The sequence below is a fragment of the Hyphomicrobium sp. DMF-1 genome, from assembly GCF_027886585.1.
Classification (GTDB): Bacteria; Pseudomonadota; Alphaproteobacteria; order Rhizobiales; family Hyphomicrobiaceae; genus Hyphomicrobium_C; species Hyphomicrobium_C zavarzinii.
In genome coordinates this window covers 402,878-429,153 of sequence record NZ_CP115706.1, presented here as the reverse complement: position 1 = coordinate 429,153, position 26,276 = coordinate 402,878, and the positions used below count along the sequence as shown (strand labels likewise).

Here is a 26,276-nt window from a genome sequence, read left to right as displayed (position 1 = left end):
GGTGGACGGCGGCCCGGCGCGACGCCTTGCCTCACCGACTCGGCCTTAAAATGTGGGCACGGGACCCTGACGGATTGTCAGGGCGGCGGCGGGCAAACCATAATTCCGCACAGATCTAAGCCCAGGGAAGACGAATTCCCGGGGATACGGGGCCGGGAACCCCCAGGGGGAGGACTCATATGTTGCAGAGACGCGCTTTAAGCGCGCTATCGGGCTTGGCTCTGGCATCGGCCGTCGCGGCCGGTGGTTGCGCCTCGGGCGGCAATCCGTTCGCCAAGACCAACGATTTCGACCGCACGTTCATCGGCGCGGCGCAGACCTGGGACCTCGACAAGAACGGAACCGTCACCTGCGAGGAGTGGACCCAGTACATCACCACCTCGTTCCGAGAGGCCGACGCCAACGGTGACGGCGCCCTCGACGCCCAGGAATATCAAACGCTGGTCAAAAGCGACCGTCTCTTCGAGATCGCCAATATCGCCTACTACGACGCCAACGGCGATGGCCGGGTGACGCTCGAGGAAATGACGGGCAAGCCCAATGTCGCCTTCAAGCTCCTCGACCGCAACCAGGACTGTCAGATCGACCGCACCGAGACCGTGCAGGTGCACGGCATCGACAAGGTGAAGCCCAAGGACGACGGCGGCACCTCGGATCAGACCATCCCGCGCCGCTAAAAATGAAGGGCAGCGCCACCGCTGCCCTTCCGGCCTCCCATGAGGAAAAAGACCGCCTACTTCGGCTCGATGCGCACGAGGCGTCCGTTGGAATCGTCCGTCAGCACATAGACGGCGCCCTCCGGCCCCTGCCGCACGTCGCGCACCCGCTCGCCGATGTCATCGGCCAGCACCTCGTGTGCGATCACCTCGCCGTCCTTCAGCACGAGACGCTGCACCTGCATGAACTTGAGGCTGCCAACGAGCAGGTTGCCCTTCCACTCCGGAAAGAGATCGCCCGTGTAGAGCGCAAGACCCGACACCGCGATCGAGGGATCCCAGTAGTACACGGGCTGCTCCATCCCCGGCTTCGACGTGCCCTCGCCGATCTTCTCGCCCGAGTAATCCTTGCCGTAGGTAATGACGGCCCACCCATAGTTCTTTCCGGCCTCAGGATGATTGAGCTCATCGCCGCCCTGCGCCCCGTGCTCGATAGTCCAGAGCCGCTTGGCCGCCGCGTCATAGGTGGCGCCCTGCATGTTGCGATGGCCGATGGACCACACCTTCGGGTCCCATCCATCCTTCACGGGCTTTTCGGAAACCGGCGCGCCGTCGGCGGTGATGTGAACCACCTTGCCCACGGTGCTCGCGGGATTCTGCGCTTCCGGCCGTGCCTTGAAGCGATCGCCCGTGGTCACGAACAGCGTGCCGTCCGGCGTGACCACGATGCGCGAGCCGAAGTGATTGGGGCTCACGATGGCCGGCTCCTGCCGGAAGATCACCGTGACGTCCTGCAGTTCGCCACCTTCGGGACCGAGAACGAGCTTGGCGCGCGCCACGCTGGTGCCCGCCTTTCCTTCACCCCTGGGCTCCGCATAGGAGAGAAAGAGGCGGCCGCTTTCGGCAAAATCGGACGCGAGCGCCACGTCGAGCAGGCCGCCCTGGCCCTGGGCATAGACTTCCGGCACACCTTTGATTGGCGGGCTGAGCTTTCCGTCCTTCTCGACCACTCTCAACCGCCCCGGCCGCTCGGTGACCAGATACCGGCCATCGGGAAGAAACTGGAGACCCCACGGGTTCTCGAGCCCCTCGGCCACTGTCGTGAGCTTGATGGGAGTCTTTGACGCTTCAGGAGAATTGGTCTGCACGGCAAACACAGGCGTGGCCATCAGGAACAAAAGGGGAGCGGAAACGGCCAGTCGAAAGCTCATGAACACCTCTTAGGAATTCGAAACGGGTATCCGCCCTATTTAGGAAGCCGACACGGGATGCCGAAGGGGTCGGAGCCGCATTTGTCACGCCGCACGCCCGCCACGTGCCCGCATCAATTGTCTTTTGACGCCGCTTCGCCCATATAGTCGGCCCATGAGCGCGCCAACTCCCCACCGCTATGTAAAGATGAACGGACTCGGCAACGAGATCGTCGTTCTCGATCTTCGCGATGGGGCTTCGAGCCTGAAGCCCGCCGAGATCAAGGCTGTCGCGGAAAACCCGAAGACCGCCTTTGACCAGATGATGGTGCTCTATCCCCCGCGCACCGCGGATACGGAAGCCTACGTGTTGATTTTCAACACGGACGGATCCGAATCCTCCGCCTGCGGCAACGGCACTCGCTGCATCGGCTGGCTGGAGCGCGGGCTCAGCGGCAAGACGCACTTCAACTTCGAGACGCGCGCCGGAATCCTCGCCGTGTCCGTGAAGGACATGAGCGCAATCACGGTGGACATGGGCGAGCCGCGTTTCGGCTGGGACGAGATTCCGCTCGCGGAGAAGTTCCACGACACCCGCGCCATCGAGCTGCAGATCGGCCCGATCGAGAAGCCGGTCCTGCATTCCCCTTCGGTGGTGAACGTCGGGAATCCCCACGTGGTATTCTGGGTCGATCGGCCGGTAGAGACTTACGATCTCGGCCGTTTCGGCCCGCTGATCGAAAACCACCCCCTCTTCCCCGAGCGGGTGAACGTGAGTCTCGCCGAGGTCACCTCTCCCACCACGATGAAGATCCGCACCTGGGAGCGCGGCACCGGCCTGACGCGCGCCTGCGGCACCGCCGCCTGCGCCTCCGCCGTTTCCGCCATGCGCAAGAAGCTGACCGAGCGCAAGGTCACCGTCACCCTGCCCGGCGGCCCATTGACCATAGAATGGGCCCCGAACAACCACATTCTCATGACAGGTCCGGTGGAGATGGAGCACGAGGGCATCCTGGAAGCCGAGCTTGCCGCAGCGGCTAAGGGGCAGCCCTGCCTTGTTCCCGAAGGCCGTTTGCCCTAATCAGCCCAGAAGCTTCAGTGCCAAAGCTCCCATAACGTGATGCCCGAACCCCTGATCGTTACGCTTGGCTGCCGCCTCAACGCCTACGAGTCCGAAGTCATGCGCCGCCACGCTGCCGCGGCCGGCCTCGGCGAGTGCGTGATCGTCAACACGTGCGCAGTCACGGGCGAGGCCGTGAGCCAAGCGAAGCAGACGATCCGCAAGCTGCGCCGCGATCATCCCGAGGCGCGCCTCATCGTCACCGGCTGCGCCGCCCAGATCGAGCCCGAGCGCTTTGCCGAGATCGAGGGCGTGGACCACGTCGTCGGCAATGCCGAGAAGCTCGACGCCAACACCTTCCATGCGCTCGCAACGGACGCGCTGGAGCAGGTCGCCGTCAACGACATCATGAGCGTGAAGGACACCGCGCTCCACATGATTGACCGCTTCGGCTCGCGCGCCCACGCCTTCGTGCAGATTCAGAACGGCTGCGATCACCGCTGCACATTCTGCATCATTCCCATGGGACGCGGCCCGTCCCGCTCGGTCCCGGCAGGTGAGGTCGTCGCCCAGGTCCGCAAGCTGGTCGAAGCCGGGTACCCCGAGATCGTCCTCACCGGCGTCGACATAACCTCCTACGGCGCCGACCTTCCCGGGCGCATGTCGCTCGGCCGCCTGGTGAAGCAGGTGCTCACGCACGTGCCGGAGCTGCGCCGCCTCCGCCTCTCCTCCATCGATCAGATCGAAGCCGACGAGCATTTGCTCGACGCCATCGCCACCGAGCCGCGGCTCATGCCCTATCTTCATCTCTCGCTGCAGGCCGGAGACGATCTCATCCTGAAGCGCATGAAGCGCCGTCACTTGCGCGACGATGCGATCCGCTTCTGCGAGGAAGCGCGCCGCTTGAGGCCCGACATGGTATTCGGCGCCGATCTCATCGCCGGCTTTCCGACCGAGACCGAGCCCATGTTCGAAAACACGCTCGATCTCGTGGCGGACTGCGGCCTCACGTATCTCCACGTATTTCCTTTCTCGCCACGCAAGGGCACACCTGCGGCTCGCATGCCGCAGGTCGATCGCGCGGCAGTCAAAGAGCGCGCCGCGCGCCTGCGCCGGGAGGGAGAGCGCGCTCACGCCCGCTTTCTCGATCGCCAGCAGGGCGAGCGCATTGAAATTCTCATGGAGCGCAGCGACACCGGGCGCACGCCGCAGTATGCGGAGGTGCGCGTCGATCGCGAAGCGCCGATCGGCACCTTTCATTGGGCCACGCTTGGTCCAAACGATGGGCGCCGCCTGACTGGAATGGTCCTCTCGTGAGCACGAACGAACCGAAGAAGAAGGGCTTTTTTGGTCGCTGGCTGGGCGGCTCCTCGAACGAGCCTTCTCCGCCGCCCTCCGACGAACAGGCGAGCGAGGCCACGGCCCGCGCGGAGCCCGCACCTGCGCCGGAAGAGAAGAGCGAACCACCCGTCGCCGCCGTCACCCCCGAGCCGCCTCAGCGCAAGGGCTGGTTCGAGCGCCTGAAATCGGGCCTTTCCAAAACGTCCTCGCGCCTCACCGAAAGCATCACCGGCCTCGTCACGAAGCGGAAGCTCGACCAGGACACGCTCGACGAGCTCGAGGAAGTCCTGCTCGCCGCAGACCTCGGCATCGAAACATCGAGCCGGATCACCACCGCGCTCGCCAAGGGCCGTTTCGACAAGGAGATCTCGAGCGAGGAGATCCGCGAGACCCTGGCCGAGGAAGTCGCGCGTGTGCTGGAGCCCGTGGCCCGTCCGCTCGTCATTGACGAGACGCGCAAACCTCACGTCGTGCTCGTGCTCGGCGTGAACGGCAGCGGCAAGACGACCACCATCGGCAAGCTCGCCGCGAAGCTCACCCGCGAGGGGCGCCGCGTTATGCTGGCCGCCGGCGACACCTTCCGCGCCGCCGCGATCGACCAGCTCAAGGTCTGGGGCGAGCGCACCGGCGTGCCCGTGCTCGCCCGCGATGTGGGATCGGATGCCTCCGGCCTCGCCTTCGACGCCCTGAAGGACGCGCAGGAAGGCAAGTTCGACGTGCTTCTCGTCGACACCGCCGGACGGCTTCAGAATAAGGAAGGCCTCATGGCCGAGCTGGAGAAGGTGGTCCGCGTCATGCGCAAGGTGGATCCCAGCGCGCCCCATGACGTCATCCTGGTGCTGGACGCCACCACCGGCCAGAACGCCATGCAGCAGGTCGAGGTGTTCCGCGATCGGGCAGGCGTCACTGGCCTCGTAATGACCAAGCTGGACGGCACCGCCCGCGGTGGCATCCTGGTCGCCATTGCCGCCAAGCACGCCCTGCCCGTTCACGCGATCGGCGTCGGCGAAGGTGTCGACGATTTGCAATCTTTCTCTGCCAAGGACTATGCACGCGCCATTGCCGAAATTTGAAACTTGAGCTGCAACGGCCGGGAGCAATGCGCCTGGCGATGTGGCACTAAGAAAATAAACCGAAGGTCACCGAGCGATCATGAGCCCCCGCAAGCGCCTCTATCCGTTCAACGCCGAGCAGACCGTCAACATCCTGAGCGAGTTCGGACCACTCGTGACGATGTTCGTGGTCAACGCGGCCTACGGCATCAACGCGGGCACCTGGGCCCTGATCCTCACCACGCTGCTCGCCATCGTGGCCATGATCTACATGTTCCGCAGGCCGCCGATTTTCCCGCTGATCGCCTCGACGGTCACGATCGTCTTCGGCGCCCTGACGCTGATCACGCACGATCCCATGTGGGTGCAGATCAAGGTCACCATCTTCAACGCACTGTTCGCGGGCTTCCTGTTCATCGGCCTTTGGACGAACCGCAATTTCTTCCAGTACGTGTTCGAGAAGACGTTCCACTACACCAAGGAAGGGTGGGACACCTTCACCCGCAGCTTCGCCTGGTTCTTCCTGTTCACGGCGGTGCTGAACGAGGTGGTGCGCGTCAGCTTCAAGGACGATCACGTCTATACGATCTTCGGTCACGCCATGAACGGCGTGGACATCTGGATCGCCTTCAAGCTTTTCATCGTTTTGCCGATGAGCGGCCTCTACGCGTGGCTACTGACCAAGTGGATGAGCAAGCACCACCTTTGAGCGGCGCGCAGACCGGCGACAGGTCCGGAGCGGCCAGCGTTTCTTTTGCCACCATGGCCGTCTATGGTCACACGAGTGAAACCTGCGAGCGGACAGCGGACTGAGAGTCATGAGCCAGACGGAAATGAAGACCGGAACACAGGAAAGCGGCTCTCAGCAGCTCATGAAGTTCCTCGTCGAGCTCGGCCCGCTCGTGGTGTTTTTCATCGTCAATTCGCGGGCCGGAATCTTCTGGGGCACCGGCTGCTTCATCGCGGCCACGGCAGCATCCCTCATCGCCTCGCGCTTCCTGTTCGGCCGCGTTCCGGTGATGCCTCTGGTCTCCGGCGTGGTGGTGCTCGTGTTCGGCGGCCTCACGCTCTGGCTGCAGGATGAGCTTTTCATCAAGCTCAAGCCGACCATCGTGAACAGCATCTTCGCCGCCGTCCTGTTCGGCGGCCTCTTCTTCAAGAAATCCCTGCTCAGCTACCTGTTCGGAGACGTGTTCTCGCTCGATGACGAAGGCTGGAGGAAGCTCACCTTTCGCTGGGCCTGCTTCTTCGTGTTCCTCGCCATCCTGAACGAGTTCGCGTGGCGCCTGCTGACCACCGACCAATGGGTGACGTTCAAGGTCTTCGGCATCATGCCGATCACGATGGCCTTCGCCATCTCGCAGGTCGGGCTCCTTCAACGCCACGCGCTGAACAAGGACGCGGCGGGCGAATAGCCCAGCGCCTCCGCGCACACCTCGCTCATCCTCGCAAGTTCGAAAACACAAAGGGCGCGCGGATCACTCCACGCGCCCTTGGCAGTTCTGAAACGACCCGAACCTGCTCAGGCGGCGGCCTTCAGCAGATTGCGGCTGATCAGCGTCTCGGCAATCTGCACTGCGTTGAGCGCGGCGCCCTTGAGCAGGTTGTCCGCAACGATCCAAAGCGCGAGACCGTTCTCGACGGTGGTGTCCTCGCGGATGCGCGACACGTAGGTGGCATACTCGCCGGCAGCCTCGACCGGCGTCACGTAGCCGCCAGGCTCGCGCTTGTCGACCACCAGCACGCCCGGCGCATCACGCAGGATCTCGCGCGCTTCGTCAGCCGAGATCGGACGCTCGAACTCGATGTTGACCGACTCCGAATGACCGACGAACACCGGCACGCGCACGCACGTGGCCGTGAGCTTGATCTTCGGGTCCATGATTTTCTTGGTCTCGGCGACCATCTTCCATTCCTCTTTCGTGAACCCGTCTTCCATGAAGACGTCGATATGAGGAATGCAGTTGAAGGCGATCTGCTTGGGGAACTTGTTCGGCTCCACGTCCTGGCCGGGCACGTACTTGGCCTTGGTCTGCGCCCACAGCTCGTCCATCGCATCCTTGCCGGCGCCCGACACGGACTGGTAGGTCGAAACCACAACGCGCTTGATCTTGGCGGCATCGTGCAGCGGCTTCAGCGCCACCACCATCTGCGCGGTCGAGCAGTTGGGGTTGGCGATGATATTCTTCTTGGCGAAGCCGGAAATCGCGTCCGCGTTCACTTCGGGCACGATCAGCGGCACGTCCTGGTCATAGCGCCAGTACGATGAGTTATCGATCACCACGGCGCCCTTGGCGCCGATCTTCGGGCTCCACTCCTTGGACACGGCGGAACCGGCCGACATCAGGCAGATGTCGACTTTCGAGAAATCGAACTGCTCGAGATCCTGGCATTTGAGCGTCTGGTCGCCGCACGAAACTTCGGTGCCGAGCGAGCGGCGCGACGCGATCGCAAAGATCTCGTCGGCCGGAAACCGGCGCTCGGTGAGCACGTTCATCATCTCGCGGCCGACGTTACCGGTCGCACCCACGACAGCAACTTTGTAGCCCATGGCTCAGGAGTCCCTATTGAACCGCCGGAGGGTCGACGACGACAAATTCCGGCGGTGGCTTGAGAACGCGTCGGAAAAAATCCGACGGCGGGCTTCACTTACGCGCGCCAGCCCCCCCTTTCAAGGACCATTTCGTCGTAATGGCGGCCGCCTCGGAAGTGTTTGCTCAGTTCCTGATGTCTCTGGCTCCTGGCCGCACCACAAAACTTAGCTCCGTCCCAGCGCCAGGATGATGTTCCAAGAAGGAGACCGGTTGCCCCAAACCTGCGTCACACCGGCGGAGGCCGGTGCTCAGACACGGCTCCCGGATTGCAGCGGCACACGCCAAATCCGCCACCGGACGGGAAAACCCACACCGTTCTTTGACACGAGGGCGAGCATCGCCTTAGGTCGGAACCCGTCGCCATCAAAAGGTTGCCCGTGCCGCCCCACTCGCCAGCCCTGATCCCCGATCCCGCCGATGCTGGTCTCTGGCCGGAAGGCATCACCCCGACCGACGAGTACCGCACCGCGCTAGCGTTCGTGCGCGAGGACAGCGGCCACCTGTTCGTCACCGGCCGCGCCGGAACCGGAAAATCCACGCTGCTGCGGGGACTTCGCAACGCCGTCGACTCCGAGATGGTGGTGCTGGCCCCCACCGGGCTCGCCGCCGTCAACGTCGGCGGGCAGACCATTCATTCCTTCTTCGGCCTGCCGCCCCGCCTCCTCCGCCTCGAGGACATCCGGCGGAGCCGGAACGGCACCATCATGCGCAAGCTCAAGTATCTCGTCATCGACGAGGTCTCGATGGTCCGCTCGGACTTGATGTGGGCCATCGACCAGTCTTTGCGCGTCAACCGCGGGCGCCCCCGCGAGCCCTTCGGCGGCGTGCGCCTCATACTGTTCGGCGACTTGCATCAGCTTCCGCCGGTCGTGCAGGAGGTGGAGGTCGCCCAGCATCTCGAGTCGGAGTTCGGCGGTCCCTTCTTCTTCTCGGTCCCGGCCTTGGGCGAAGGCGCGGGCACCACCCGCCTCGAGCTCACTCAGGTGTTCCGCCAGAGCGATGAAGGCCTCATCTCCGTCTTGAACCGCATCCGCGATGGCGAGGCCGACGAGGACGACCTCTCCCAACTGAACGAGCGCGTGGCTCCCATACGCACCCTAAGCGAGGGAGAAAAATTCGTCATCCTCACCCCGACGAACGCGGCCGCCCATCGCATCAATACCGCCTATCTCGACGCGCTTCCCGGCAGGGCGCACACCTATGACGCTGGAATAACAGGAGATTTCACGCAGGCGTCACAACCGACCGACACCGCGCTCACTCTCAAGGCCGGCGCAAAGATTATTCTCCTTCGCAACGACTCCGACCGCCGCTGGGTGAACGGGACCATCGCGCGCATTTCCCGCCTCGAGGAGAAAAAAGTCTTCATCGAGGTCGGCGGCCGGGAGCACGAGCTGGAGCCCGCGAGCTGGGAGCAGCGCCGCTACGCCTACGACAAGGATCAGGAGAAGATCGTCGGCACCGTAGCCGGTACGTTCAAACAGTTCCCCGTGCGGCTCGCCTGGGCGCTCACAATCCACAAGGCGCAGGGTCTCACTCTCGAAAACGTGTATATCGATCTCGGCCGGGGCACCTTCGCCCACGGACAAGCCTATGTCGCTTTGTCGCGGTGCCGCTCGTTGGAGGGGCTCGCGCTGGCCCGCAAGCTGGAGCCCCGCGACATTCTCTTCGATCGCGCCGCCATGGGGTACCGCGACCTTTTCCCAAGCCTTTAGCGCCTAAGAGAATGAACCGTCACGAATATTTCGCATGTGCGAAACAATCCCTGACTCCGCTGCTTTCCTTAACGCCGTGCGGACCGCGTTAACCCAAGCCAGATATGGGTCAGAGGCGCTTACTGCGAAGCAACATTTTTTCATGTTGCACTGCAATAATTCTCTGCTATGTTACGCATCACAAGCTTGGACGCACCGGTTCGCACATTCATTTTTCGCAGTCCGATCCGGCCGCGCCCTGACTCGCAATTAGCCGCATACATTTTCCCATAGGAGCCCCCCGTGAACGATTTCGCCCGCCAGACCCAAGAGTTCTTCTCTGCCGCCAAGGAAGCCCGCATCCCGGACCAGGTCCAGGCCATCGCCGAGGACAGCGTTTCCAAGGCCCGCGAGACCTACGGCAAGTTCAACACCGTCGCGAAGGACGGCGTGAAGGTCATCGAGGAAGTGATCGTCACTGCCCAGGCCGGCGCCAAGTCGCTCAGCGACAAGGTCCTCAAGAACACCGAGACCAACACGGAAGCTGTCTTCCAGGCCGCCGAGGCTCTCGCTCGCGCCAAGACGCTGCCCGAGTTCCTTCGTCTTCAGACGGTGTTCGTGCAGCAGCAGTTCACCACTGCCGGCGCCCAGTCGAAGGAGCTGTTCGAGCTCTCGACCAAGGTTGCACAGCAGACCCTCGACAGCCTGAACTCGGCTGCCACGAAGACCTTCGAGCAGATCAAGAAGGCCGGCTGATCTTCGGATCGGCTCGTGCTGATCGCAGCACGCAGAAGACGGTTGAGACATGAGCAACGCCCGGCGATTTCGATCGCCGGGCGTTTTGCTGGCGCCTTCTGGTTTTTTTCTGAACCTCACCCCGGATAGCCTTCCGCCCTCCGAAATAAGCGCTATAGTGAAGGGATGTTAGGGTCGCGTTCCGATATCAAGATCCGGAAAGGCAAGCTCGCCGACGCCACGTCCGTCGCCGAGACTTTCTCGCAATCTTGGCAGCAGGCCTATCGCGGGATCATCCCGCATCTCCACCTCGAAAACATGATCCGCCGCCGCGGTGCCGAATGGTGGACGAGCGTCATTCGCAGTGGCGACAGCCTCATCGTGCTTGAAAAGTCCGGAGCCATCGTCGGCTATGCCACGCTCGGCTTCTCGCGCACACGCGGCCCCTATCAAGGCGAGATCTACGAGCTCTATATCGCGCCGGTCCATCAAGGATTGGGCCTCGGCGAGCATCTGTTCGAGGCCTGCCGTCACAGCCTCGATCAACGGCGTCTCAAAGGTCTGATCGTCTGGGCTCTCGCTCAGAACACCATGGCGACGGATTTTTACTGGCGCCGGGGCGGACGCCCCGTGAAGCAGGCCTTCGAGACGATCGGCGACCAGAAGCTCGAAAAGATCGCGTTCGCCTGGTCCTCCTGACCGCCCCTCACATCGGGCTGCGCCCCGTAAGCCCTTGTACCGAAGGTTCCGCCGGACAAGTTCCGGACCGCGCTTTCGTATCGGCGATCTTGCGCGCGAGCACGATCGCATCCGGCGTCGCCAGCGCATCCACATAGGCGATGTGGCAGGTTTCGCGCTCCGTCACCCGCGCGACCACCAGCACCTCGCCCGCGCCACCCGTGCCTTGCGTGAAGTAACGGACGATCGTCGCGTACGGCACCGGTTTCTCGTTGCGCACGACAAAGCGCCACTCCACCGTCGAACGATTACCGCTCTTGTCCGACAAAGTATTGAAAGCTTTCAGCGTTTGTTGAGCGGCGCGCCGCTCGGCCGCATTTGGCCCGACACTGAGATAGACGCCCCGTTTGCCCTCCGCCACATAGACCGGATAGCCGGGCAGCCCCTCGCAAAGCCGCGCCGGCTTGTGGCGCGCGCCCGCAACCGTTCGGCACGCCGCGAGGTCAATTGCGGTGTAGAGACTTTTCACTTGCTGCACGGCATGAGCCCCACCGTACCAAAGTACGATGATCGATATGGTCAGACAGGCCGGGCGGAAGGCCATCTTAACCCCGTGGGCTGACAAACCTGGAAGTCCCCCGTTCTACACGCCATCATGGCCAAAATCCGGGACAAAATGGCGAAGACGCCCCTTCCGCGGTTGCCGGACCTCTGCCGCAGTTGAGAACCTGCCCCCGACACAAGAGCCGCACTTCCTCTCAGCCCCCTCCATTGCTATATCGGCGCCCAATCGAACCCGCGAGGTTGTGATGAGCGAGATCAAAATCGCCGTGACGGGAGTGGCCGGCCGCATGGGCCGCGAGCTCGTCCGCGTGGTCTCTGCCACCCCGGGCTGCATCGTGAGCGCCGGCACCGAACCCCCAGGCTCTCCCCACATCGGATCCGACGTCGGCACACTCGCCGGACTTGCGCCATTGGGCGTGGCCGTCTCCTCCGATCCGTTGGAGGCCGCCGCCAAGAGCGACGCCGTGATCGACTTCACGATTCCCGCCGCCACCATCGAGATGGCCGGGCTCGCCGCGAACGCCCGCATCGTGCACGTCATCGGCACCACAGGCCTCAGCGAAAGCGATGAAGCCGCGATAAAAGCGGCCGCCCGCCACGCTACGGTCATCAAGGCAGGCAACATGAGCCTCGGCGTCAATCTGCTGACGGCCATCACGCGGCGCATCTCGGAAGCCCTCGACGCTGATTTCGACATCGAGATCGTCGAGATGCATCACCGCCAGAAGGTTGACGCCCCATCCGGCACGGCTTTGATGCTGGGGGCCGCAGCGGCCGAAGGGCGAGGAATCGATCTCAAGACACACAGCGTAAGATCGAGGGACGGCCACACCGGCCCGCGCCGCCGTGGCGACATCGGTTTCGCCACCCTGCGCGGCGGCACCGTAGTCGGCGATCATACGGTGGTATTTGCCGGCGAAGGCGAGCGGATAGAGATCACGCATCGCGCCGCCGACCGTAGCATTTTCGCGCGTGGCGCCGTCAAGGCGGCGCTCTGGGGCCAGGGCAAAGGTCCGGGCCTGTTCAACATGAGCGATGTATTGGGGCTTTAGACGAAATGTCGACGCTGCAAAGAACGAAACGGATTGGGTCCATGACGAACCGACTTGTGCTCGTGCGGCATGGCGAAAGCGAATGGAACAAGAAGAACATTTTCACCGGAATTCGTAATCCGGATCTGACGGACAAGGGCGTGATCGAAGCCTGCTGGGCCGGTCGCGTTCTGAAGTCCGAAGGACTTCGCTTCGACATCGCCTTCACCAGCAAGCTGAAACGCGCTCAGCATACGCTGGATATCATCCTGGGTGAGATCGGCGGGCCGACGCCGGAAGTGATCGAGGACGCCGCTCTCAACGAGCGCGACTACGGCGAGCTGTCCGGCCTCAACAAGGAAGAAGCCCGCGCCAGGTGGGGCGAAGAGCAGGTGCTCGCCTGGCGCCGCAGCTACGACACGCCCCCGCCGGGCGGCGAGAGCCTCAAGGACACGGCAGCCCGCGTGCAGCCTTACTATCGCAATGTGATCTGGCCGCACGTCGCCGCCGGCAAGAACGTCATTATCGCCGCGCACGGAAATTCTCTGCGCGCCCTGATCATGCACCTCGAAAAGCTGGACGAGCACCAGATCCTCGATCGCGAGCTTGCAACGGCCGCCCCGCAGGTCTACCGCATGACCGATACCGGCGACGTCGCGGAGTATCGTGAGCTCGTTCGCTCGGAGGGCCGCGATAGTGGTCTGGGATGATCTCGGCCGCGAAGCAGGCGACGAAAATCAGCGCGACCGCGACCGTTGGATTGGCGTCTACATCGGCGTTCTCGCCGTAATTCTCGCCATCTGTTCCATGGGCGGCGGCAACGCATCCAAGGAAGCGACCCTCAAGAACATCGAGGCGACCAATGTCTGGGGCTTCTTCCAGGCGAAGAACATGCGCCGCCACACCTTGCGTCTCGAGGTTGACCAGCTCGAGCTGACGGTGCTGAGCAATCCTGCGCTCACGGCCGAGGCACGCGCCGCCATCGAAGCAAAGATCGCCGACTACAAGAAGATCGACGCAGAGCTCACCTCGAATCCCAAGACCAACGAAGGGCTCGACGAGCTGTTCAACCGCGGCAAGGCGCTCGAAGCCGAGCGAGACGTTGCCATGCGCCAGGATCCCTATTTCGACTATGGCGAGGCGTTGCTGCAGATCGCCATCGTGCTGGGCGGTGTAGCCATCATCTCCGGTGGCTCGACGCTGCTGATCACGAGCGCGGTGATGGGTGCTCTCGGCACCTTCATGACCATCAACGGCTTTTCCCTTTTTCTCGACATTCCCTTCATCGGCTGAGACCCCTCGCATCCTGCTCGATGTCTGTCCGGGCGCGAGGGTTAATGACCGCCCCCCGCATGTGCGGCTTGCCGCCTATCCGCCATCGCGCTAGTACCGCGCCAGCGAAATCCCACCTTTTTGACGGAACCTCTTTCATCATGACGACGCACAAGCTGCTTCTTCTCCCGGGTGACGGCATCGGCATCGAGACCATGGCCGAGGTCGAGCGCATCATCGCGTTCTTCAACAAGACGAGCAGCAAGCACAAGTTCGAGACCCAGAGCGACCTCGTCGGCGGCTCGGCCTACGACAAGCACGGCGTCGCCGTCACCGACGACTGCATCGCCAAGGCCAAAGCCTCCGATGCCGTGATCTTCGGCGCCGTGGGCGGCCCCAAGTGGGACAAGGTTCCCTATGCCGTCCGCCCCGAGGCTGGCCTGCTCCGTCTCCGCAAGGATCTGGATCTCTTCGCCAATCTCCGCCCTGCGATCTGCTATCCGGCACTTGCCGATGCCTCCTCCCTCAAGCGCGAGCTGGTGGAAGGCCTCGACATCATGATCGTGCGCGAGCTGACCGGCGGCGTCTATTTCGGCGAGCCGAAGGAGATCGTCACTCTTGAGGACGGCCAGAAGCGCGCCGTCGACACCCAGCTCTACACGACGCGCGAGATCGAGCGCATCGCGAAGGTCGCCTTCGACCTCGCCCGCAAGCGCTCGAACAAGGTCCATTCCGCAGAGAAGCGCAACGTGATGAAGACCGGCGTGCTCTGGAACGAGGTGGTGACCGCCACCCACAAGTCTTACGCCCCGGACGTAAAGCTCGAGCACATCCTGGCCGACAACTGCGCCATGCAGCTCATCCGCAATCCGAAGCAGTTCGACGTCATCGTCACCGACAATCTGTTCGGCGACGTGCTGTCGGACGAAGCCGCCATGATGACCGGCTCGCTCGGGATGCTGCCGTCCGCGTCCCTCGGCGCCGCCGACGAGAAGACCGGCAAGCGCCTCGCTCTCTATGAGCCGGTCCACGGCTCGGCCCCTGACATCGCCGGCAAGGGCCTTGCGAACCCGATCGCCACCATCGCGAGCTTCGGCATGGCGCTCCGCTACTCGTGCGGAATGTCCGATGAAGCCGACCTCATCGATAAGGCCATCGCCGCCGTGCTCTCAGACGGCTATCGCACCGGCGACATCATGCAGCCCGGCATGCGCCAGGTCGGCACCTCGGAAATGGGCGCCGCGATCCTGGGCAAGCTCGAAACTCTTACGGCCTGATCGAAGCCGCAGAGCAGCGTGATCCGCAAATAAAAAGGGCGCCTCTTCAAGGAGAGGCGCCCTTTGAATTCAGTCGAAGGGACGTATTAGTCCTTCGTGATCACGAATACCTTGAAGTCCTTGTCGAGACGGAAGTCGTACTGACCCTGCTTGCACTTCACGTCCTCGGCCTCGAACACGCCCGTGCCCTCGGTCTCCTTTTCGTACTCGCCGCCTTCGCAGCCCCAATCGGCAACGGCGGCCTTGATCTTTGCGGCCTCGTCGGCAGTCGGCTTGTCGTCGGCGAGAGCAGCGCCCGAGCAAAGGGCGAGAGCGGCTGCGGCGGCGAGAATGCGCTTCATAGTGTGTCTCCTTGTGAGCTAAGAACCGAGAAACTTTCCCTTATTTTGTTGCTGCGACGCAGCAAGTCTAGAGGGAAAACTTCCCGATTTAGGTCGGGAGCCCTCAAGTCGCGGGCACACGGGGACATTTTTCTCAAAAAATAGCGTAGGCAAACGGTCCGTAGCCCAATGTTTAGGCGTGCGGACATCCACTATCGCAATGCAACAGAGGCAAAAGAGCGCGAATCATCTCGGGCATCAGAGCTTCCGAAGCGCCACCGTACTGACGCTGTGATCTTGCGATTTGCGCAGAATCAGCCGGGCCCGCGGCCGCGTCGGCAGGATATTCTCGGAGAGGTTCTTGAGGTTGATCGAGCGCCAAATCTCGAGCGCCCGCGCCACGGCGTTGTCGTGCGTGAGCGTGACGTAGCGATGGAAAAAGGAAGCTGGATCGCGAAACGCCGTGCTCCGGAGCCGCATGAAGCGCTCCAGGTACCATGTCTCGATTAGGCTCGGATCCGCATCGATGAAGATCGAGAAGTCGATGAAATCCGAAACATAAGGACCCGCCTCGCTGCCCCGCTCGAACGTGGCGGGCTGCAGCACGTTAAGCCCCTCGACGATCAGGATATCCGGACGCTCGACTACGATCTTCTGACCGGAGATGATGTCGTAGTGGAAATGCGAGTAGACCGGCGCCTCGATGCGCTCCTTGCCGCTCTTCACATCCGCCAGGAACTTCAACAGCCGCGTGGTATCGAAGCTCTCCGGAAAGCCTTTCCGGTTCATCAGATCTCGCGCTTCCAACTCTTTGTTGGGAAACAGAAATCCATCTGTCGTGATAAGGTCGACGCGCGGATGGTCCGGCCAGCGCGCGAGCAGCGCCTTGAGCACGCGGGCGGTCGTGCTCTTACCGACCGCAACCGACCCCGCCACACCGATGATGAAGGGCACTTTGCAGTCGGTCCGGCCGAGAAACGTCGAGCTGACCGCATGAAGCTTCTGCGCCGCCGCCACGTAGAGATTGAGGAGGCGGGAGAGGGGAAGATAAATCGTCTCCACCTCTTCAACGCTGAGCTCCTCGAGCAGACCCGACAGAAGCTCGAGCTCCTGGGGCGCCAGCGTCATGGGCGTGTCGGCTCGAAGCCTGGCCCACTCCTCGCGGGTAAAAACACGATAAGGAGAGAATTGGATGTCTTTTCCGGGCGCCCCGACGAGCTCGAGGCGCCCCGTCTCTCGTGCCGCCGCAGTATCCCGCGCCATACTCATTTGCGGATCACCAGGAAGCCTTGCGGCTTCTCCAAAGAATTCTGAAGGCAGGACAACACTCACGAAGAATTTCTGGATGATTTTTCAGCAAGTCCAGACTGGACGGTGCGGCTTTGCAGAACGGCCAGGACATCTTCAAGAGCAACGCCGCGCGCTTCGAGCAACACCAGCAAGTGATAAAGCAAATCGGCTGCTTCCGCACGCAGCGCTTCGTCGCTTTGGCTAACGCCCGCGATAACGGTTTCGACCGCTTCCTCGCCGAGCTTCTTGGCGCAACGCTCAGGCCCGGCCAGCAGGAGCTGGCGCGTGTAGGATTTTTCCGCGGATTCGGAACGGCGGGCGCGGATCGTCTCCGCCAGCCGGAAAAGAATATCGGTGCTCATGGCGAAGAACCCCAGAGCATTTCGGGATCGAAATCAAGAGGTTCGAGCCGGGAAATGCGAAATAGGAAAACGCAGGGCCACGGCCCGAGAAGAACTGCCACGCTCCACCGCAACAAGTCTGCCGTCGCAGCCGCCCAATTTGGACCTAGTCCCGCGGCCGCCCTCGACGTCACGGCTCAACCGCCCGGCATGCCTATCAGGCGCATACGAATATAGTCGAGCTGGTCGAAGTTGCCGTACTTGATGACCAGATTTCCGCTCTCGCCCGAGCCGCGCTTGACCTCCACCTTGAGCCCAAGGGAGTCCGCCAGCTCTTTCTCGAAGGCTTTTGTATCCGGATCCTTCTCTCGAACCTTATTCGCACCCGTATTGCCCGGCACGCCAATCGGCCCGGCCTGAACCAGCGCTTCCGCTTCGCGGACGTTGAGGTCCTGTTCCAAAATCCGCTGGGCGAGCGCCTCGGCGTCGTCCCGGCCCACGAGGGCGCGGGCATGCCCTGCAGTGAGCTTTCCCTCCTGCACGTAAGCCTGAACTGAATCCGGAAGCCTGAGCAGCCGCAACGTGTTGGCCACGTGGCTCCGGCTCTTGCCGATGATTTCGGACACCTGCTCCTGGCTGTAGTCGAACCGCTCGATCAGCTCGCGATAGCCGTTCGCCTCTTCGATGGCGTTGAGATCCGCGCGCTGGACATTTTCGATAATCGCAAGTTCGAGAACCTCGCGGTCCGAAAGGTCCCGCACAATGATCGGGACCATATGCAGACCGGCCTTCTGCGACGCTCGCCAGCGCCGCTCGCCGGCCACGATCTCGAAAGCCTGCATGTCCTCGGGGTGCGGTCGCACGACAATCGGCTGAACCAAGCCCTTGGTTCGGATCGATTCGGCGAGTTCCGCCAGATCCTGCTCGGCGAAATCCTTGCGCGGATTGAACTGCCCGCTCCGAAGCTGTTCAACCGGCGCAAGCCGCTGCTCACCCTCCGCAGGCAAACGCGGATGCGCCTGCGGCGATTCCCCAATGAGAGAGGCCAACCCCCGGCCCAGCCGGCTTTTCGGTAGCGCTGAATTCATGACCTGACCTGTTTTCTCCCGGGTGCTTTCCATACCGCTCCCGACTACACAGTACGAAGCACGACGAAAAACTTATGTTTTAGAGGCCATTACGCGGCTTTGGTTTGACGTTCGCGCTCGATGATCTCGGTCGCGAGACGGATATAGGCTTGGCTCCCGGCGCAATCGTAATCGTAAAGCAGGATCGGCTTGCCGTGCGACGGGGCCTCCGCGACCCGCGTATTTCGCGGAATCACGGATTCGTAGACCTTGGGGCCGAAGAAGGCCCGGACTTCGTCCGCGACTTCGCGCGAAAGCGTGGTCCGCGCGTCATGCATGGTCAGCACGACGCCTTGGATTTCCAGGCTCGGATTGAGCGTCGCGCGGATCTGGTCGATCGTGTCCTTGAGCTGAGAAATACCTTCCAGCGCGAAAAATTCGCACTGCACGGGTACCAAAACGGCATCCGCGGCAGCCAGCGCGTTCAAAGTCAGGATGTTGAGCGAGGGCGGACAGTCGATCAGTACGTATTTGAAGGCCTGATCGGCCGGCTTGCCGCGAGATTGCGCGGCCAGCGCTGCCACCGCGTCGCGAAGCTTGTAAGCACGGCTCACATCGCCCGAGAGATCCGATTCGAGACCCACTAGGTCCGAGTTCGCCGGAACGACAAAAAGTCCAGGAATTGCAGTCTGAACCGCCGCTTCCGAGAGGCTAACCGTGCCCACTACGGCATCATAAGATGTCCGCGTCCGCGCTTCCGGCGGCACGCCGAGGCCGGTCGAGGCGTTTCCCTGCGGATCGAGGTCGATAACAAGCACGCGCTCGCCGATCGCGGCCAGCGCCGTGCCCAAATTGATCGCTGTCGTGGTCTTGCCGACGCCGCCCTTCTGATTGGCGACCGCCAGCGCCCTAAGTTTCGTACCGAGGCCAGTCACGGGTCTAACCCTCCGTCCTCAAAGCCAAATTTCGCACTATCACAATGCGCGCCTGAGCGTCCGTCAGGCTCGGAGCAAGCGTGTAATCGAAGGCGAACTGCCGTTCTGCCTCGCTGACTTCCGCCTCCGCGTCCCGGCCTTTAGGAAACAAGGCCACGGTCTGGGGAGAAAAAAACGGCTGAACGAGCCCCAGAAGCTTCGGCAAAGGCGCCAGCGCACGCGCCGTGATCACGTCTTTTATCTGAGACTTAGCCTGAGTCGCGGACTTTTCGATCCGCTCCCCGCGAATCTCCACAGCAAGCCCCGTTTTCCGGGCCACCTCGCCGAGGAAAGCCGCCTTGCGCGTATCGGACTCGACCAGGGTCATTCGGGCGTCGGAATTTTTCTCCGCGAGCAAAATTGCCAGCACGAGACCCGGAAAGCCGCCGCCCGAGCCCAGATCGAGCCAGTTTTTTGCTCCCTCGGGCGCGAACGCCAGAAGCTGGGCCGAATCCACAAAATGCCGGTGCCAGATTTCGTCCAGGGTCGTAGGCGAAACCAGATTGATGACTTTTTGCCAGCTCCTGAGCAGCGCCTCGTAGGTGCGAAGCCGGTCTATCGTTTCACGTGAAACGGCAAAGGCGCCCTGAAACGCCTCCGCCGTATCGATCCGGCCGGAAGCCCCCGAAGCCGCTGTCATGACGCGCGTTTCCGCGGAATTTGTTTCTTGAGCGTGGCCAGAATGAGCATGAGCGCAGCCGGCGTCATGCCCTCCATCTTTCCGGCCTGGGCCAGCGTAGCCGGCCGCTGCGCTTCGAGCTTAGCCCGAAGCTCTGCCTTGAGACTCGGCAGAGTTGCATAATCAAAAGACGCCGGAATGGCGATGGCCTCGTCCTTTTTGAGCGCCGCCACGTCCGCCTCCTGCCGGCGCACATAGGAGTCGTACCGAGCGTCAATTTCTGTCTGAGCCGCAAGCGCCGGATCGAAATTCGCCAGCTCAGGCCAAATCTCAGCCAAGCGGCGGAAAGTCATGTCAGGATAAGAGAGAAGCTCGAACGCGTTTCGCCGCCTTCCGTCCTTGTTGATTTCGATTCCGTTTCGTTCCGCTTCTGTCGGTGTGAGCGTTTTTTGAGAAAGAACATTAGCTATTTCTGATAACATCTTGTTTTTATTGGAATACGACCGTGAACGTAACGAGGTCACACAGCCGATTTGTTCGCCCATTGGCGTAAGTCGTTGATCTGCATTGTCTGCGCGAAGCCGCAAACGATACTCGGCCCGCGACGTGAACATGCGATAGGGCTCGGTGACCCCCCGCGTGACGAGATCGTCGATCATGACGCCCAGATAGGCATCCGCGCGCGACACGACGAACGTACGCACGCCCCCTGCCGCAACGAGCGCAGCATTGATGCCGGCGGCCAAGCCTTGCGCGCCCGCCTCCTCATATCCCGTCGTGCCGTTGATCTGCCCCGCAAGGAAAAGCCGCTTGAGCCGCTTGGTCTCGAGAGTCGGCAGAAGCTCGCGGGGATCGACGTAGTCGTACTCGATCGCATAGCCTGGACGCTTGAGGACAACCTTCTCAAGTCCCGGAAGTGTCTTGAGAAAAGCCTCCTGCACATCGGCCGGAAGCGACGTCGAGACCCCGTTCGGATAGACGGTGTCGTCATCGAGGCCTTCCGGCTCCAGGAACACTTGATGCGCGCTGCGGTCGGCGAACCGCACCACCTTGTCCTCGATCGACGGGCAATAGCGGGGACCGCGCGAGGCGATTTGCCCGGAGTACATGGGCGAACGCGCGAGATTGGCGCGTATGATCGCGTGCGTCGCCTCGCTGGTTGTGGTGATCGCGCACGTCACTTGCGGATTGGTGATTGCGTTCGTCAGAAAAGAGAACGGCACCGGATCGGCATCCGCCTCCTGCTGCGGAAGACCATCCCAGTCGATCGACCGGCGATCGAGCCGCGCTGGCGTGCCGGTCTTGAGACGGCCCATCTTGAGCCCCAGCCCATAGAGGCGCTCGGAGAGCTTCAGCGCGGGCGCGTCGCCCACCCGTCCGGCCGGATGAGTCTGATCTCCTAAGTGGATGAGACCATTGAGAAATGTTCCAGTCGTCAACACCACGGAACCGGCCAGCATTCGCTCGCCCGTCTGGGTGATGATCCCGCCGACCACATCGCCAGTCACCACCAGGTCCTCGACCGCGCCTTCGATGACCACAAGACCACCGGTCTCCCGGATTGCCTGCTGCATCGCCGCCCGATAGAGCGCCCGGTCGGCCTGCGCGCGCGGCCCCTGCACCGCCGGTCCCTTCGAACGATTGAGAAGGCGGAATTGAATGCCTGCCGCGTCCGCGACGCGCCCCATGAGCCCGTCGAGCGCATCGATCTCCCGCACGAGATGACCTTTGCCGAGACCGCCGATAGCCGGATTGCACGACATCTCGCCGATGGTCTCGAAACGGTGGGTGACGAGCGCCACCGAGGCGCCCATGCGCGCAGCCGCAGCCGCGGCTTCCACACCCGCGTGGCCGCCACCGACAACGATCACGTCGAAGCTTCTCTCGGCCATCTGCCGATCACCCAATCCTGCGCGCCTGCAACAATGGCGGAGAGATACAGGAGGGTGGCTCCACGGTCAAAGCGACCCGCATCCCTGTCGCAGGCTCCCTTCTCCGAACGCCTCCGCCCCATTTCATGTGGATACGGAGGACAACGCACAGGTCTATGTCGCACCGATCTTGCCGGCGCCACTTTGTCACCCGCAGGCTAGCCCCGTCGCGATTGTCCGGGGGCTATCGATGTCGAAGTACCAAGCGGGAAGCATTGCGTTGCTCACCCTCACGCTCGGCGCCTGCGCCGGGCGCGCACCGCAGATCCCGCCCCTCTTCCATGCCACCGACCGCAGCATAGCTTGCGACCAGATCGCGGCAGAGACCAAGGTCAACAACCAGAAGATCTCCGATCTGGCCACCGAGCAGCAGTGGAAGTTCGGGCAGAACGTCACCGCCGGGATCGTCGGCTTCATGGCCTGGCCCGCCTGGCTCGGCCTCGACTTTCAGGACGCAGCGGGACAGGAGGCGCGCGCACTCTCCCAGCGCAACGAATACCTCCTCACTCTGGCGAAGGAGCGCTGCCAGCCAAAGGGACAGATCGCCCGCACCGCCCCGGCCGCCGAGGAGGACCCGGGCATGTCGGCGCTGGCATCCAACTCCGAAATCATGTCCGGCCTCGTCAGCCGATAGAGCCGTTTCGATGATTCACGTGAAACATCGCGTGCCGCATTGTCGGCGCGAAACGCGCAATTTTGGATTCACGTGAAACATTGGATGCCGTTTCGCCGGAAAAATGGATTCACGTGAAACAAATTATGCCGGACGAAGCATCCGGCGGCACGACAAACAGCAACCGCGTCTCCGATGCGCGTGCACGATCCGGCAGCGCGCGCACGCGCTCAAGCCCGGACGGACGGACGGATTCACGTGAAACATTCCGTGCCGAAAATCCATCGCCACCGGAAATTCCGGACCAAATGCTCCGGCATCGACGCGCCTTTCTGAACCGTCCGCCGGATATTCATTATCCGGAACCGGAGGATTCACGTGAAACACTTCATGCCGAAATGCGCGCTCATTTCCCGATACAGAAACGGCCGAAGATGTGATCCAGCACGTCCTCCACGTCCACCCGTCCGGTGATGCGCCCCAGCGCATCCGCCGCACGGCGCAGATCCTCCGCGCGAAGCTCAACCTCATCCGGTGAACCCAGCAGGAACGCATCGAGATTGTCCCGGCACGCCTCGACGAGCTTCCGGTGACGGACCTGTGTGAGCGCGGGCTCCTCCTGGTGACCGATCCGCTCGCGAGCGATCACCGTAAGGCGCTCGATGAGCTCCGTGACACCCGCGCCCGTCTCCACCGAAAGCGGCACCATGTCGTCAGGCAAGGCAGGCGCCTCACCGCCAGGCAGGAGATCGATCTTGTTGAGCACGAGCAGCGTCCGGTCGGCTACGGCCGCGAGGTCCGGCGGCAGCAAGGTCTGCGGCTCGGTCGCATCGGTCAGCCACAGCACCAGGTCGGCCGCCTCCGCCACCGCCTTGCTCCGCCGCATGCCTTCCCGCTCGATGGCCCCCTCCGCATCCCGGAAGCCCGCCGTATCCGAGACGATCACAGGGAGGCCGCCGAGATCGAGCCGCGCTTCGACGACGTCGCGGGTCGTCCCGGCTTCGGCAGAAACGATCGCCACGTCGCGCCGCGCCAGCGCATTCAGGAGACTCGACTTCCCGGCGTTGGGCGGGCCCGTGAGCGCCACCCGAAACCCGTGGCGCAGGATCTCTCCGCGATGACCATCCTCGAGGTGATGGTTCACCGCACGCGCGAGCACCTGGATGATGGCTCGTGCATCGGTGAACGTCTTGGCGCCGATGTCGCCTTCATCGGCGAAATCGAGCCCTGCTTCGATGAGACCAAGCGCCTCGATCAGGCTGGCACGCCACCCGTCGTAGAGATCCGACAGCACACCCGAGGCCTGGGCGAGAGCCTGCCGACGTTGCCCCTCCGTCTCGGCATCGATGAGATCGGCAAGCCCCTCCACCTCCGCGAGATCGAGCTTCCCCGCCTCGAACGCGCGGCGCGCAAACTCGCCGGGCTCGGCCATCCGCAATCCCGGCATGATGGACAGCGCCGAGAGCACCGCGTCCACCACCGCCCGTCCGCCGTGCAGGTGAAGCTCCGCCACATCCTCGCCGGTGAAGCTCTTGGGTCCGGGGAACCAGATCACCACGCCGCGGTCCAGCTTCTCGCCGCTTTCAGGATGACGGACGAAGCGCCCCACGGCGCGGCGCGCTTCCGCGCGCGGACCGGCCATGAAGTCGATCACCCGCCCGGCACCGCTCCCGGAGATGCGCACCACCGCGACCCCCGCACGCCCCGGTGCGCTGGCCAGCGCGAAAATGGTTGGCTCTGAGGATTGGGCCATGGCTAGTCTCGGCACCGTAAGAAATGAATCGGAACGTCTTCGTGCTGTGCGCGCTCATCTGAGACACAGGACAAGCGACAGGACCCTACCATGAGCCGCAACCGCCTTTCCGAAGAGAGCAGCCCCTATCTTCTTCAACACGCGGAGAACCCTGTCCACTGGTGGGCATGGGGACCGGAAGCCCTGGCCGAGGCCAAGCGCACCGGCAAGCCGATCCTGCTCTCCGTCGGATATTCGGCCTGCCACTGGTGCCATGTGATGGCTCACGAGAGCTTCGAGGACGAGGTGACGGCTCGCGTGATGAACGATCACTTCGTGAACATCAAGGTCGATCGCGAGGAGCGCCCGGACATCGACGCCATCTACATGGGCGCCCTTCACCGCCTCGGTCAGCAAGGCGGGTGGCCGCTCACCATGTTCCTCGACAGCGACGCGCGCCCCTTTTGGGGCGGCACCTACTTCCCGAAGTTCGCAGCCTACGGTCGCCCCTCCTTCGTGGACGTGCTCGAGCGCATATCCGGCATCTACCGCAACGAGCCGGAGAAGGTGGCGGGTAATGCCGAGGCGCTCGTTCACGCCCTCTCCCAGCGAAGCGGCGAGATCGACGGATCGGCGGTGACCGATCCCCTTCTTCGCGAGATCACCCAGCGCCTCACCCGCGCGGTCGATTCCATTCGGGGCGGCATCGAAGGCGCACCCAAGTTTCCGCAATGGAGTTTCTTCTGGCTCCTCTGGCGCGGCGCGATCCGCTACCGCCACGAGCCTGCCAAGGCGGCCGTCGTCACCACGCTGGAGCGCATGTGCCAGGGCGGCATCTACGATCATCTGGGCGGCGGCTTCGCGCGCTACTCGGTGGACGAGCTCTGGCTCGTCCCTCACTTCGAGAAGATGCTCTACGACAACGCGCTGCTGATCGACCTGATGACGGAGGTGTGGCGCGAGACCAGGAGCCCCCTGCTCGCGAAACGCATCGAGGAGACGGTCGCCTGGATCGCCCGCGAGATGGTGGTCGAGGGCGGCGGCTTCGCCTCGGCGCTGGATGCGGACTCGGAGGGCGAGGAAGGCAAGTTCTACGTCTGGTCGGCGGAGGAGATCGCATCCGTGCTCGGCGCAGAGGACGCCGTGATCTTCAACGCCGCCTATGACGTCACCCCGGAGGGGAACTGGGAAGGCCACACCATCCTGAACCGGCTGAAGGACAAGGGGCTCGAAGCGCCGGCCGAGGAGGAGAAGCTCGCAGCACTCCGCGAAAAGCTTCTCGAGGTCCGCGCCAAACGTATCCGCCCGGGCTGGGACGACAAGGTTCTGGCCGACTGGAACGGGTTGATGATCGCAGCGCTCGCCCGTGCAGGCTCCGTATTCGATCGGTCAGACTGGGTGACGATGGCAAAACAAGCCTTCACCTTCGTCGAGAAAAAGATGACGGTCTCCGGTCGCCTCGTTCACGCGGTGCGCCACGGTCAGGGCCGGGCGCCGGCAACGGCCAGTGATTACGCCAACATGATCTGGGCAGCCCTCCGCCTCTATCAGGCGACGGGCGACGGAGGCTACCTGACCAGCGCCACGGCATGGACCGATGTGCTCGATAGACACTACTGGGCCGATGACGGCGGGGGCTACTTTACGGCCGCCGACGATACCCGGGATGTGATCGTCCGGCTCAAATCTTCCGGAGACGATGCCACCCCGTCGGCCAACGGGGTGATGGTCTCCAATCTGGTCCACCTCGGAACCCTGACCGGCAACACGCGTTACGTTCAACGGGCCGAGCAGATCATGCGCACTTTCTCGGCTGACATCGCGCGCAATCTCGCCGGCCACACGGGCCTTCTGGCCGCGGCAATAGACCTCTTGTCTCCACAACTCATTGTATTAGTAAGGGGCCAGAACGATCCCAGTACCGATCTACGATCCGTCGTTCACAGTCTGTCCGTGCCCGGAGCACTCGAGATCGAAGTCTCCGGCACCGTGGGTGAGGTCGGCCCGCCAGCCCTCCACGGAAAATCGGCAGTCGACGGAAGATCAGCCGCCTATACGTGTCTCGGTCCCCAGTGCTCCCGGCCCGTATCGACTGAGTCCGATCTGCGACACCTTGTCTACGAGTTGCGCTCAATTGCGTAAGATCAAGTTTTCTTACGAGTACAATGACAAAAAATGGTGTGAAATCCGCGTTTACCACAGTTAGGCTTCATACAAGCCACGCGTACTGTTGCAAGCGTATGAA

At 62.9% G+C, this 26,276-nt stretch carries 27 protein-coding genes; 16 read left to right on the top strand and 11 right to left on the bottom strand.

Going from position 1 to position 26,276, the window contains the following annotated elements:
* Positions 1 to 179 precede the first annotated feature (179 nt).
* The gene (locus PE058_RS01895) at positions 180 to 677 is read left to right on the top strand and encodes an EF-hand domain-containing protein (protein ID WP_083929150.1); all 498 of its coding nucleotides are present in this window, start codon (positions 180 to 182) and stop codon (positions 675 to 677) included.
* 56 nt (positions 678 to 733) lie between these two features.
* Here the strand turns inward: PE058_RS01895 and PE058_RS01890 are convergent, their stop codons facing one another.
* On the bottom strand, positions 734 to 1,867 hold the full coding sequence (locus PE058_RS01890) for a PQQ-dependent sugar dehydrogenase (protein ID WP_271029699.1): 1,134 nt from the start codon (positions 1,865 to 1,867) through the stop codon (positions 734 to 736).
* A 154-nt stretch (positions 1,868 to 2,021) separates the two neighbouring features.
* Between PE058_RS01890 and dapF the strand changes: the two genes are divergently transcribed.
* The 5 genes from dapF to PE058_RS01865 all read left to right on the top strand — a co-directional run bounded on the left by dapF (position 2,022) and on the right by PE058_RS01865 (position 6,714).
* On the top strand, positions 2,022 to 2,927 hold the full coding sequence (gene dapF, locus PE058_RS01885) for a diaminopimelate epimerase (protein ID WP_040498100.1): 906 nt from the start codon (positions 2,022 to 2,024) through the stop codon (positions 2,925 to 2,927).
* Positions 2,928 to 2,966: 39 nt separating this feature from the next.
* Positions 2,967 to 4,223: a tRNA (N(6)-L-threonylcarbamoyladenosine(37)-C(2))-methylthiotransferase MtaB gene (gene mtaB, locus PE058_RS01880; RefSeq protein WP_020085855.1), complete on the top strand. Its 1,257-nt coding sequence runs from the start codon at positions 2,967 to 2,969 to the stop codon at positions 4,221 to 4,223.
* Positions 4,220 to 5,320, top strand: a complete 1,101-nt coding sequence (gene ftsY / locus PE058_RS01875; protein ID WP_271029698.1) for a signal recognition particle-docking protein FtsY — start codon at positions 4,220 to 4,222, stop codon at positions 5,318 to 5,320. The genes mtaB and ftsY overlap by 4 nt, the downstream gene beginning before the upstream one ends.
* A gap of 79 nt (positions 5,321 to 5,399) precedes the next feature.
* Positions 5,400 to 6,008: an inner membrane-spanning protein YciB gene (locus tag PE058_RS01870; protein ID WP_020085853.1), complete on the top strand. Its 609-nt coding sequence runs from the start codon at positions 5,400 to 5,402 to the stop codon at positions 6,006 to 6,008.
* Between the two features lie 109 nt (positions 6,009 to 6,117).
* A complete protein-coding gene (locus tag PE058_RS01865; protein ID WP_271029697.1) occupies positions 6,118 to 6,714 on the top strand; it encodes a septation protein A in 597 nt (198 codons plus the stop codon).
* 107 nt (positions 6,715 to 6,821) lie between these two features.
* Here PE058_RS01865 and PE058_RS01860 read toward each other — a convergent pair whose 3' ends face one another.
* Positions 6,822 to 7,850 carry an aspartate-semialdehyde dehydrogenase gene (locus PE058_RS01860; protein ID WP_020085851.1) on the bottom strand — a complete coding sequence of 343 codons (1,029 nt, stop codon included), beginning with the start codon at positions 7,848 to 7,850 and terminating at the stop codon, positions 6,822 to 6,824.
* A gap of 420 nt (positions 7,851 to 8,270) precedes the next feature.
* Between PE058_RS01860 and PE058_RS01855 the strand changes: the two genes are divergently transcribed.
* The 3 genes from PE058_RS01855 to PE058_RS01845 all read left to right on the top strand — a co-directional run bounded on the left by PE058_RS01855 (position 8,271) and on the right by PE058_RS01845 (position 11,021).
* Complete coding sequence (locus tag PE058_RS01855; protein WP_271029696.1) at positions 8,271 to 9,608, top strand: ATP-dependent DNA helicase; 1,338 nt, start codon at positions 8,271 to 8,273, stop codon at positions 9,606 to 9,608.
* Positions 9,609 to 9,890: 282 nt separating this feature from the next.
* Positions 9,891 to 10,343: a phasin family protein gene (locus PE058_RS01850; RefSeq protein ID WP_020085849.1), complete on the top strand. Its 453-nt coding sequence runs from the start codon at positions 9,891 to 9,893 to the stop codon at positions 10,341 to 10,343.
* A 165-nt stretch (positions 10,344 to 10,508) separates the two neighbouring features.
* Positions 10,509 to 11,021, top strand: coding sequence for a GNAT family N-acetyltransferase (locus PE058_RS01845; RefSeq protein WP_020085848.1), 513 nt, complete (start codon positions 10,509 to 10,511; stop codon positions 11,019 to 11,021).
* Positions 11,022 to 11,028: 7 nt separating this feature from the next.
* Here PE058_RS01845 and PE058_RS01840 read toward each other — a convergent pair whose 3' ends face one another.
* Positions 11,029 to 11,604, bottom strand: a complete 576-nt coding sequence (locus tag PE058_RS01840) for a hypothetical protein (RefSeq protein ID WP_020085847.1) — start codon at positions 11,602 to 11,604, stop codon at positions 11,029 to 11,031.
* A gap of 205 nt (positions 11,605 to 11,809) precedes the next feature.
* On the opposite strand from PE058_RS01840, the gene dapB reads away from it, so the two are divergent.
* The 4 genes from dapB (at position 11,810) to leuB (ending at position 15,144) form a co-directional block, all read left to right on the top strand.
* Entirely contained in the window at positions 11,810 to 12,616 is an 807-nt protein-coding gene (dapB, locus tag PE058_RS01835; protein ID WP_020085846.1) for a 4-hydroxy-tetrahydrodipicolinate reductase, read from the top strand.
* Between the two features lie 41 nt (positions 12,617 to 12,657).
* A complete protein-coding gene (locus PE058_RS01830) occupies positions 12,658 to 13,305 on the top strand; it encodes a 2,3-bisphosphoglycerate-dependent phosphoglycerate mutase (RefSeq protein ID WP_271029695.1) in 648 nt (215 codons plus the stop codon).
* Complete coding sequence (locus PE058_RS01825) at positions 13,292 to 13,888, top strand: DUF4337 domain-containing protein (protein ID WP_020085844.1); 597 nt, start codon at positions 13,292 to 13,294, stop codon at positions 13,886 to 13,888. The genes PE058_RS01830 and PE058_RS01825 overlap by 14 nt, the downstream gene beginning before the upstream one ends.
* Before the next feature lie 140 nt (positions 13,889 to 14,028).
* The gene (leuB, locus tag PE058_RS01820) at positions 14,029 to 15,144 is read left to right on the top strand and encodes a 3-isopropylmalate dehydrogenase (RefSeq protein WP_271029694.1); all 1,116 of its coding nucleotides are present in this window, start codon (positions 14,029 to 14,031) and stop codon (positions 15,142 to 15,144) included.
* Between the two features lie 86 nt (positions 15,145 to 15,230).
* Here leuB and PE058_RS01815 read toward each other — a convergent pair whose 3' ends face one another.
* The 7 genes from PE058_RS01815 to mnmG all read right to left on the bottom strand — a co-directional run bounded on the left by PE058_RS01815 (position 15,231) and on the right by mnmG (position 21,647).
* Complete coding sequence (locus tag PE058_RS01815) at positions 15,231 to 15,485, bottom strand: hypothetical protein (protein ID WP_020085842.1); 255 nt, start codon at positions 15,483 to 15,485, stop codon at positions 15,231 to 15,233.
* A gap of 237 nt (positions 15,486 to 15,722) precedes the next feature.
* The gene (gene coaA / locus PE058_RS01810; protein WP_198011172.1) at positions 15,723 to 16,733 is read right to left on the bottom strand and encodes a type I pantothenate kinase; all 1,011 of its coding nucleotides are present in this window, start codon (positions 16,731 to 16,733) and stop codon (positions 15,723 to 15,725) included.
* A 59-nt stretch (positions 16,734 to 16,792) separates the two neighbouring features.
* Entirely contained in the window at positions 16,793 to 17,116 is a 324-nt protein-coding gene (locus PE058_RS01805) for a phosphoribosyl-ATP diphosphatase (protein WP_271029693.1), read from the bottom strand.
* Positions 17,117 to 17,292: 176 nt separating this feature from the next.
* Positions 17,293 to 18,183 (bottom strand): ParB/RepB/Spo0J family partition protein, encoded by an 891-nt coding sequence (locus PE058_RS01800; RefSeq protein ID WP_271029692.1) that lies wholly within the window; start codon positions 18,181 to 18,183, stop codon positions 17,293 to 17,295.
* An 89-nt stretch (positions 18,184 to 18,272) separates the two neighbouring features.
* Positions 18,273 to 19,097 (bottom strand): ParA family protein, encoded by an 825-nt coding sequence (locus tag PE058_RS01795; protein ID WP_271029691.1) that lies wholly within the window; start codon positions 19,095 to 19,097, stop codon positions 18,273 to 18,275.
* 4 nt (positions 19,098 to 19,101) lie between these two features.
* Complete coding sequence (rsmG, locus tag PE058_RS01790; RefSeq protein ID WP_020085837.1) at positions 19,102 to 19,776, bottom strand: 16S rRNA (guanine(527)-N(7))-methyltransferase RsmG; 675 nt, start codon at positions 19,774 to 19,776, stop codon at positions 19,102 to 19,104.
* Entirely contained in the window at positions 19,773 to 21,647 is a 1,875-nt protein-coding gene (gene mnmG, locus PE058_RS01785; protein WP_271029690.1) for a tRNA uridine-5-carboxymethylaminomethyl(34) synthesis enzyme MnmG, read from the bottom strand. Before mnmG ends, rsmG begins: the two co-directional genes overlap by 4 nt.
* A gap of 229 nt (positions 21,648 to 21,876) precedes the next feature.
* On the opposite strand from mnmG, the gene PE058_RS01780 reads away from it, so the two are divergent.
* Together PE058_RS01780 and PE058_RS01775 are read left to right on the top strand one after the other, a co-directional pair.
* Positions 21,877 to 22,320 (top strand): hypothetical protein, encoded by a 444-nt coding sequence (locus tag PE058_RS01780; RefSeq protein WP_020085835.1) that lies wholly within the window; start codon positions 21,877 to 21,879, stop codon positions 22,318 to 22,320.
* 62 nt (positions 22,321 to 22,382) lie between these two features.
* Positions 22,383 to 22,739, top strand: a complete 357-nt coding sequence (locus PE058_RS01775) for a hypothetical protein (RefSeq protein WP_271029689.1) — start codon at positions 22,383 to 22,385, stop codon at positions 22,737 to 22,739.
* Here PE058_RS01775 and mnmE read toward each other — a convergent pair.
* On the bottom strand, positions 22,706 to 24,052 hold the full coding sequence (gene mnmE / locus PE058_RS01770) for a tRNA uridine-5-carboxymethylaminomethyl(34) synthesis GTPase MnmE (protein ID WP_271029688.1): 1,347 nt from the start codon (positions 24,050 to 24,052) through the stop codon (positions 22,706 to 22,708). The two genes, PE058_RS01775 and mnmE, sit on opposite strands and share 34 nt — an antisense overlap.
* Positions 24,053 to 24,142: 90 nt before the next feature.
* On the opposite strand from mnmE, the gene PE058_RS01765 reads away from it, so the two are divergent.
* Positions 24,143 to 26,173: a thioredoxin domain-containing protein gene (locus PE058_RS01765; protein WP_271029687.1), complete on the top strand. Its 2,031-nt coding sequence runs from the start codon at positions 24,143 to 24,145 to the stop codon at positions 26,171 to 26,173.
* The last annotated feature ends 103 nt before the right edge of the window (positions 26,174 to 26,276 follow it).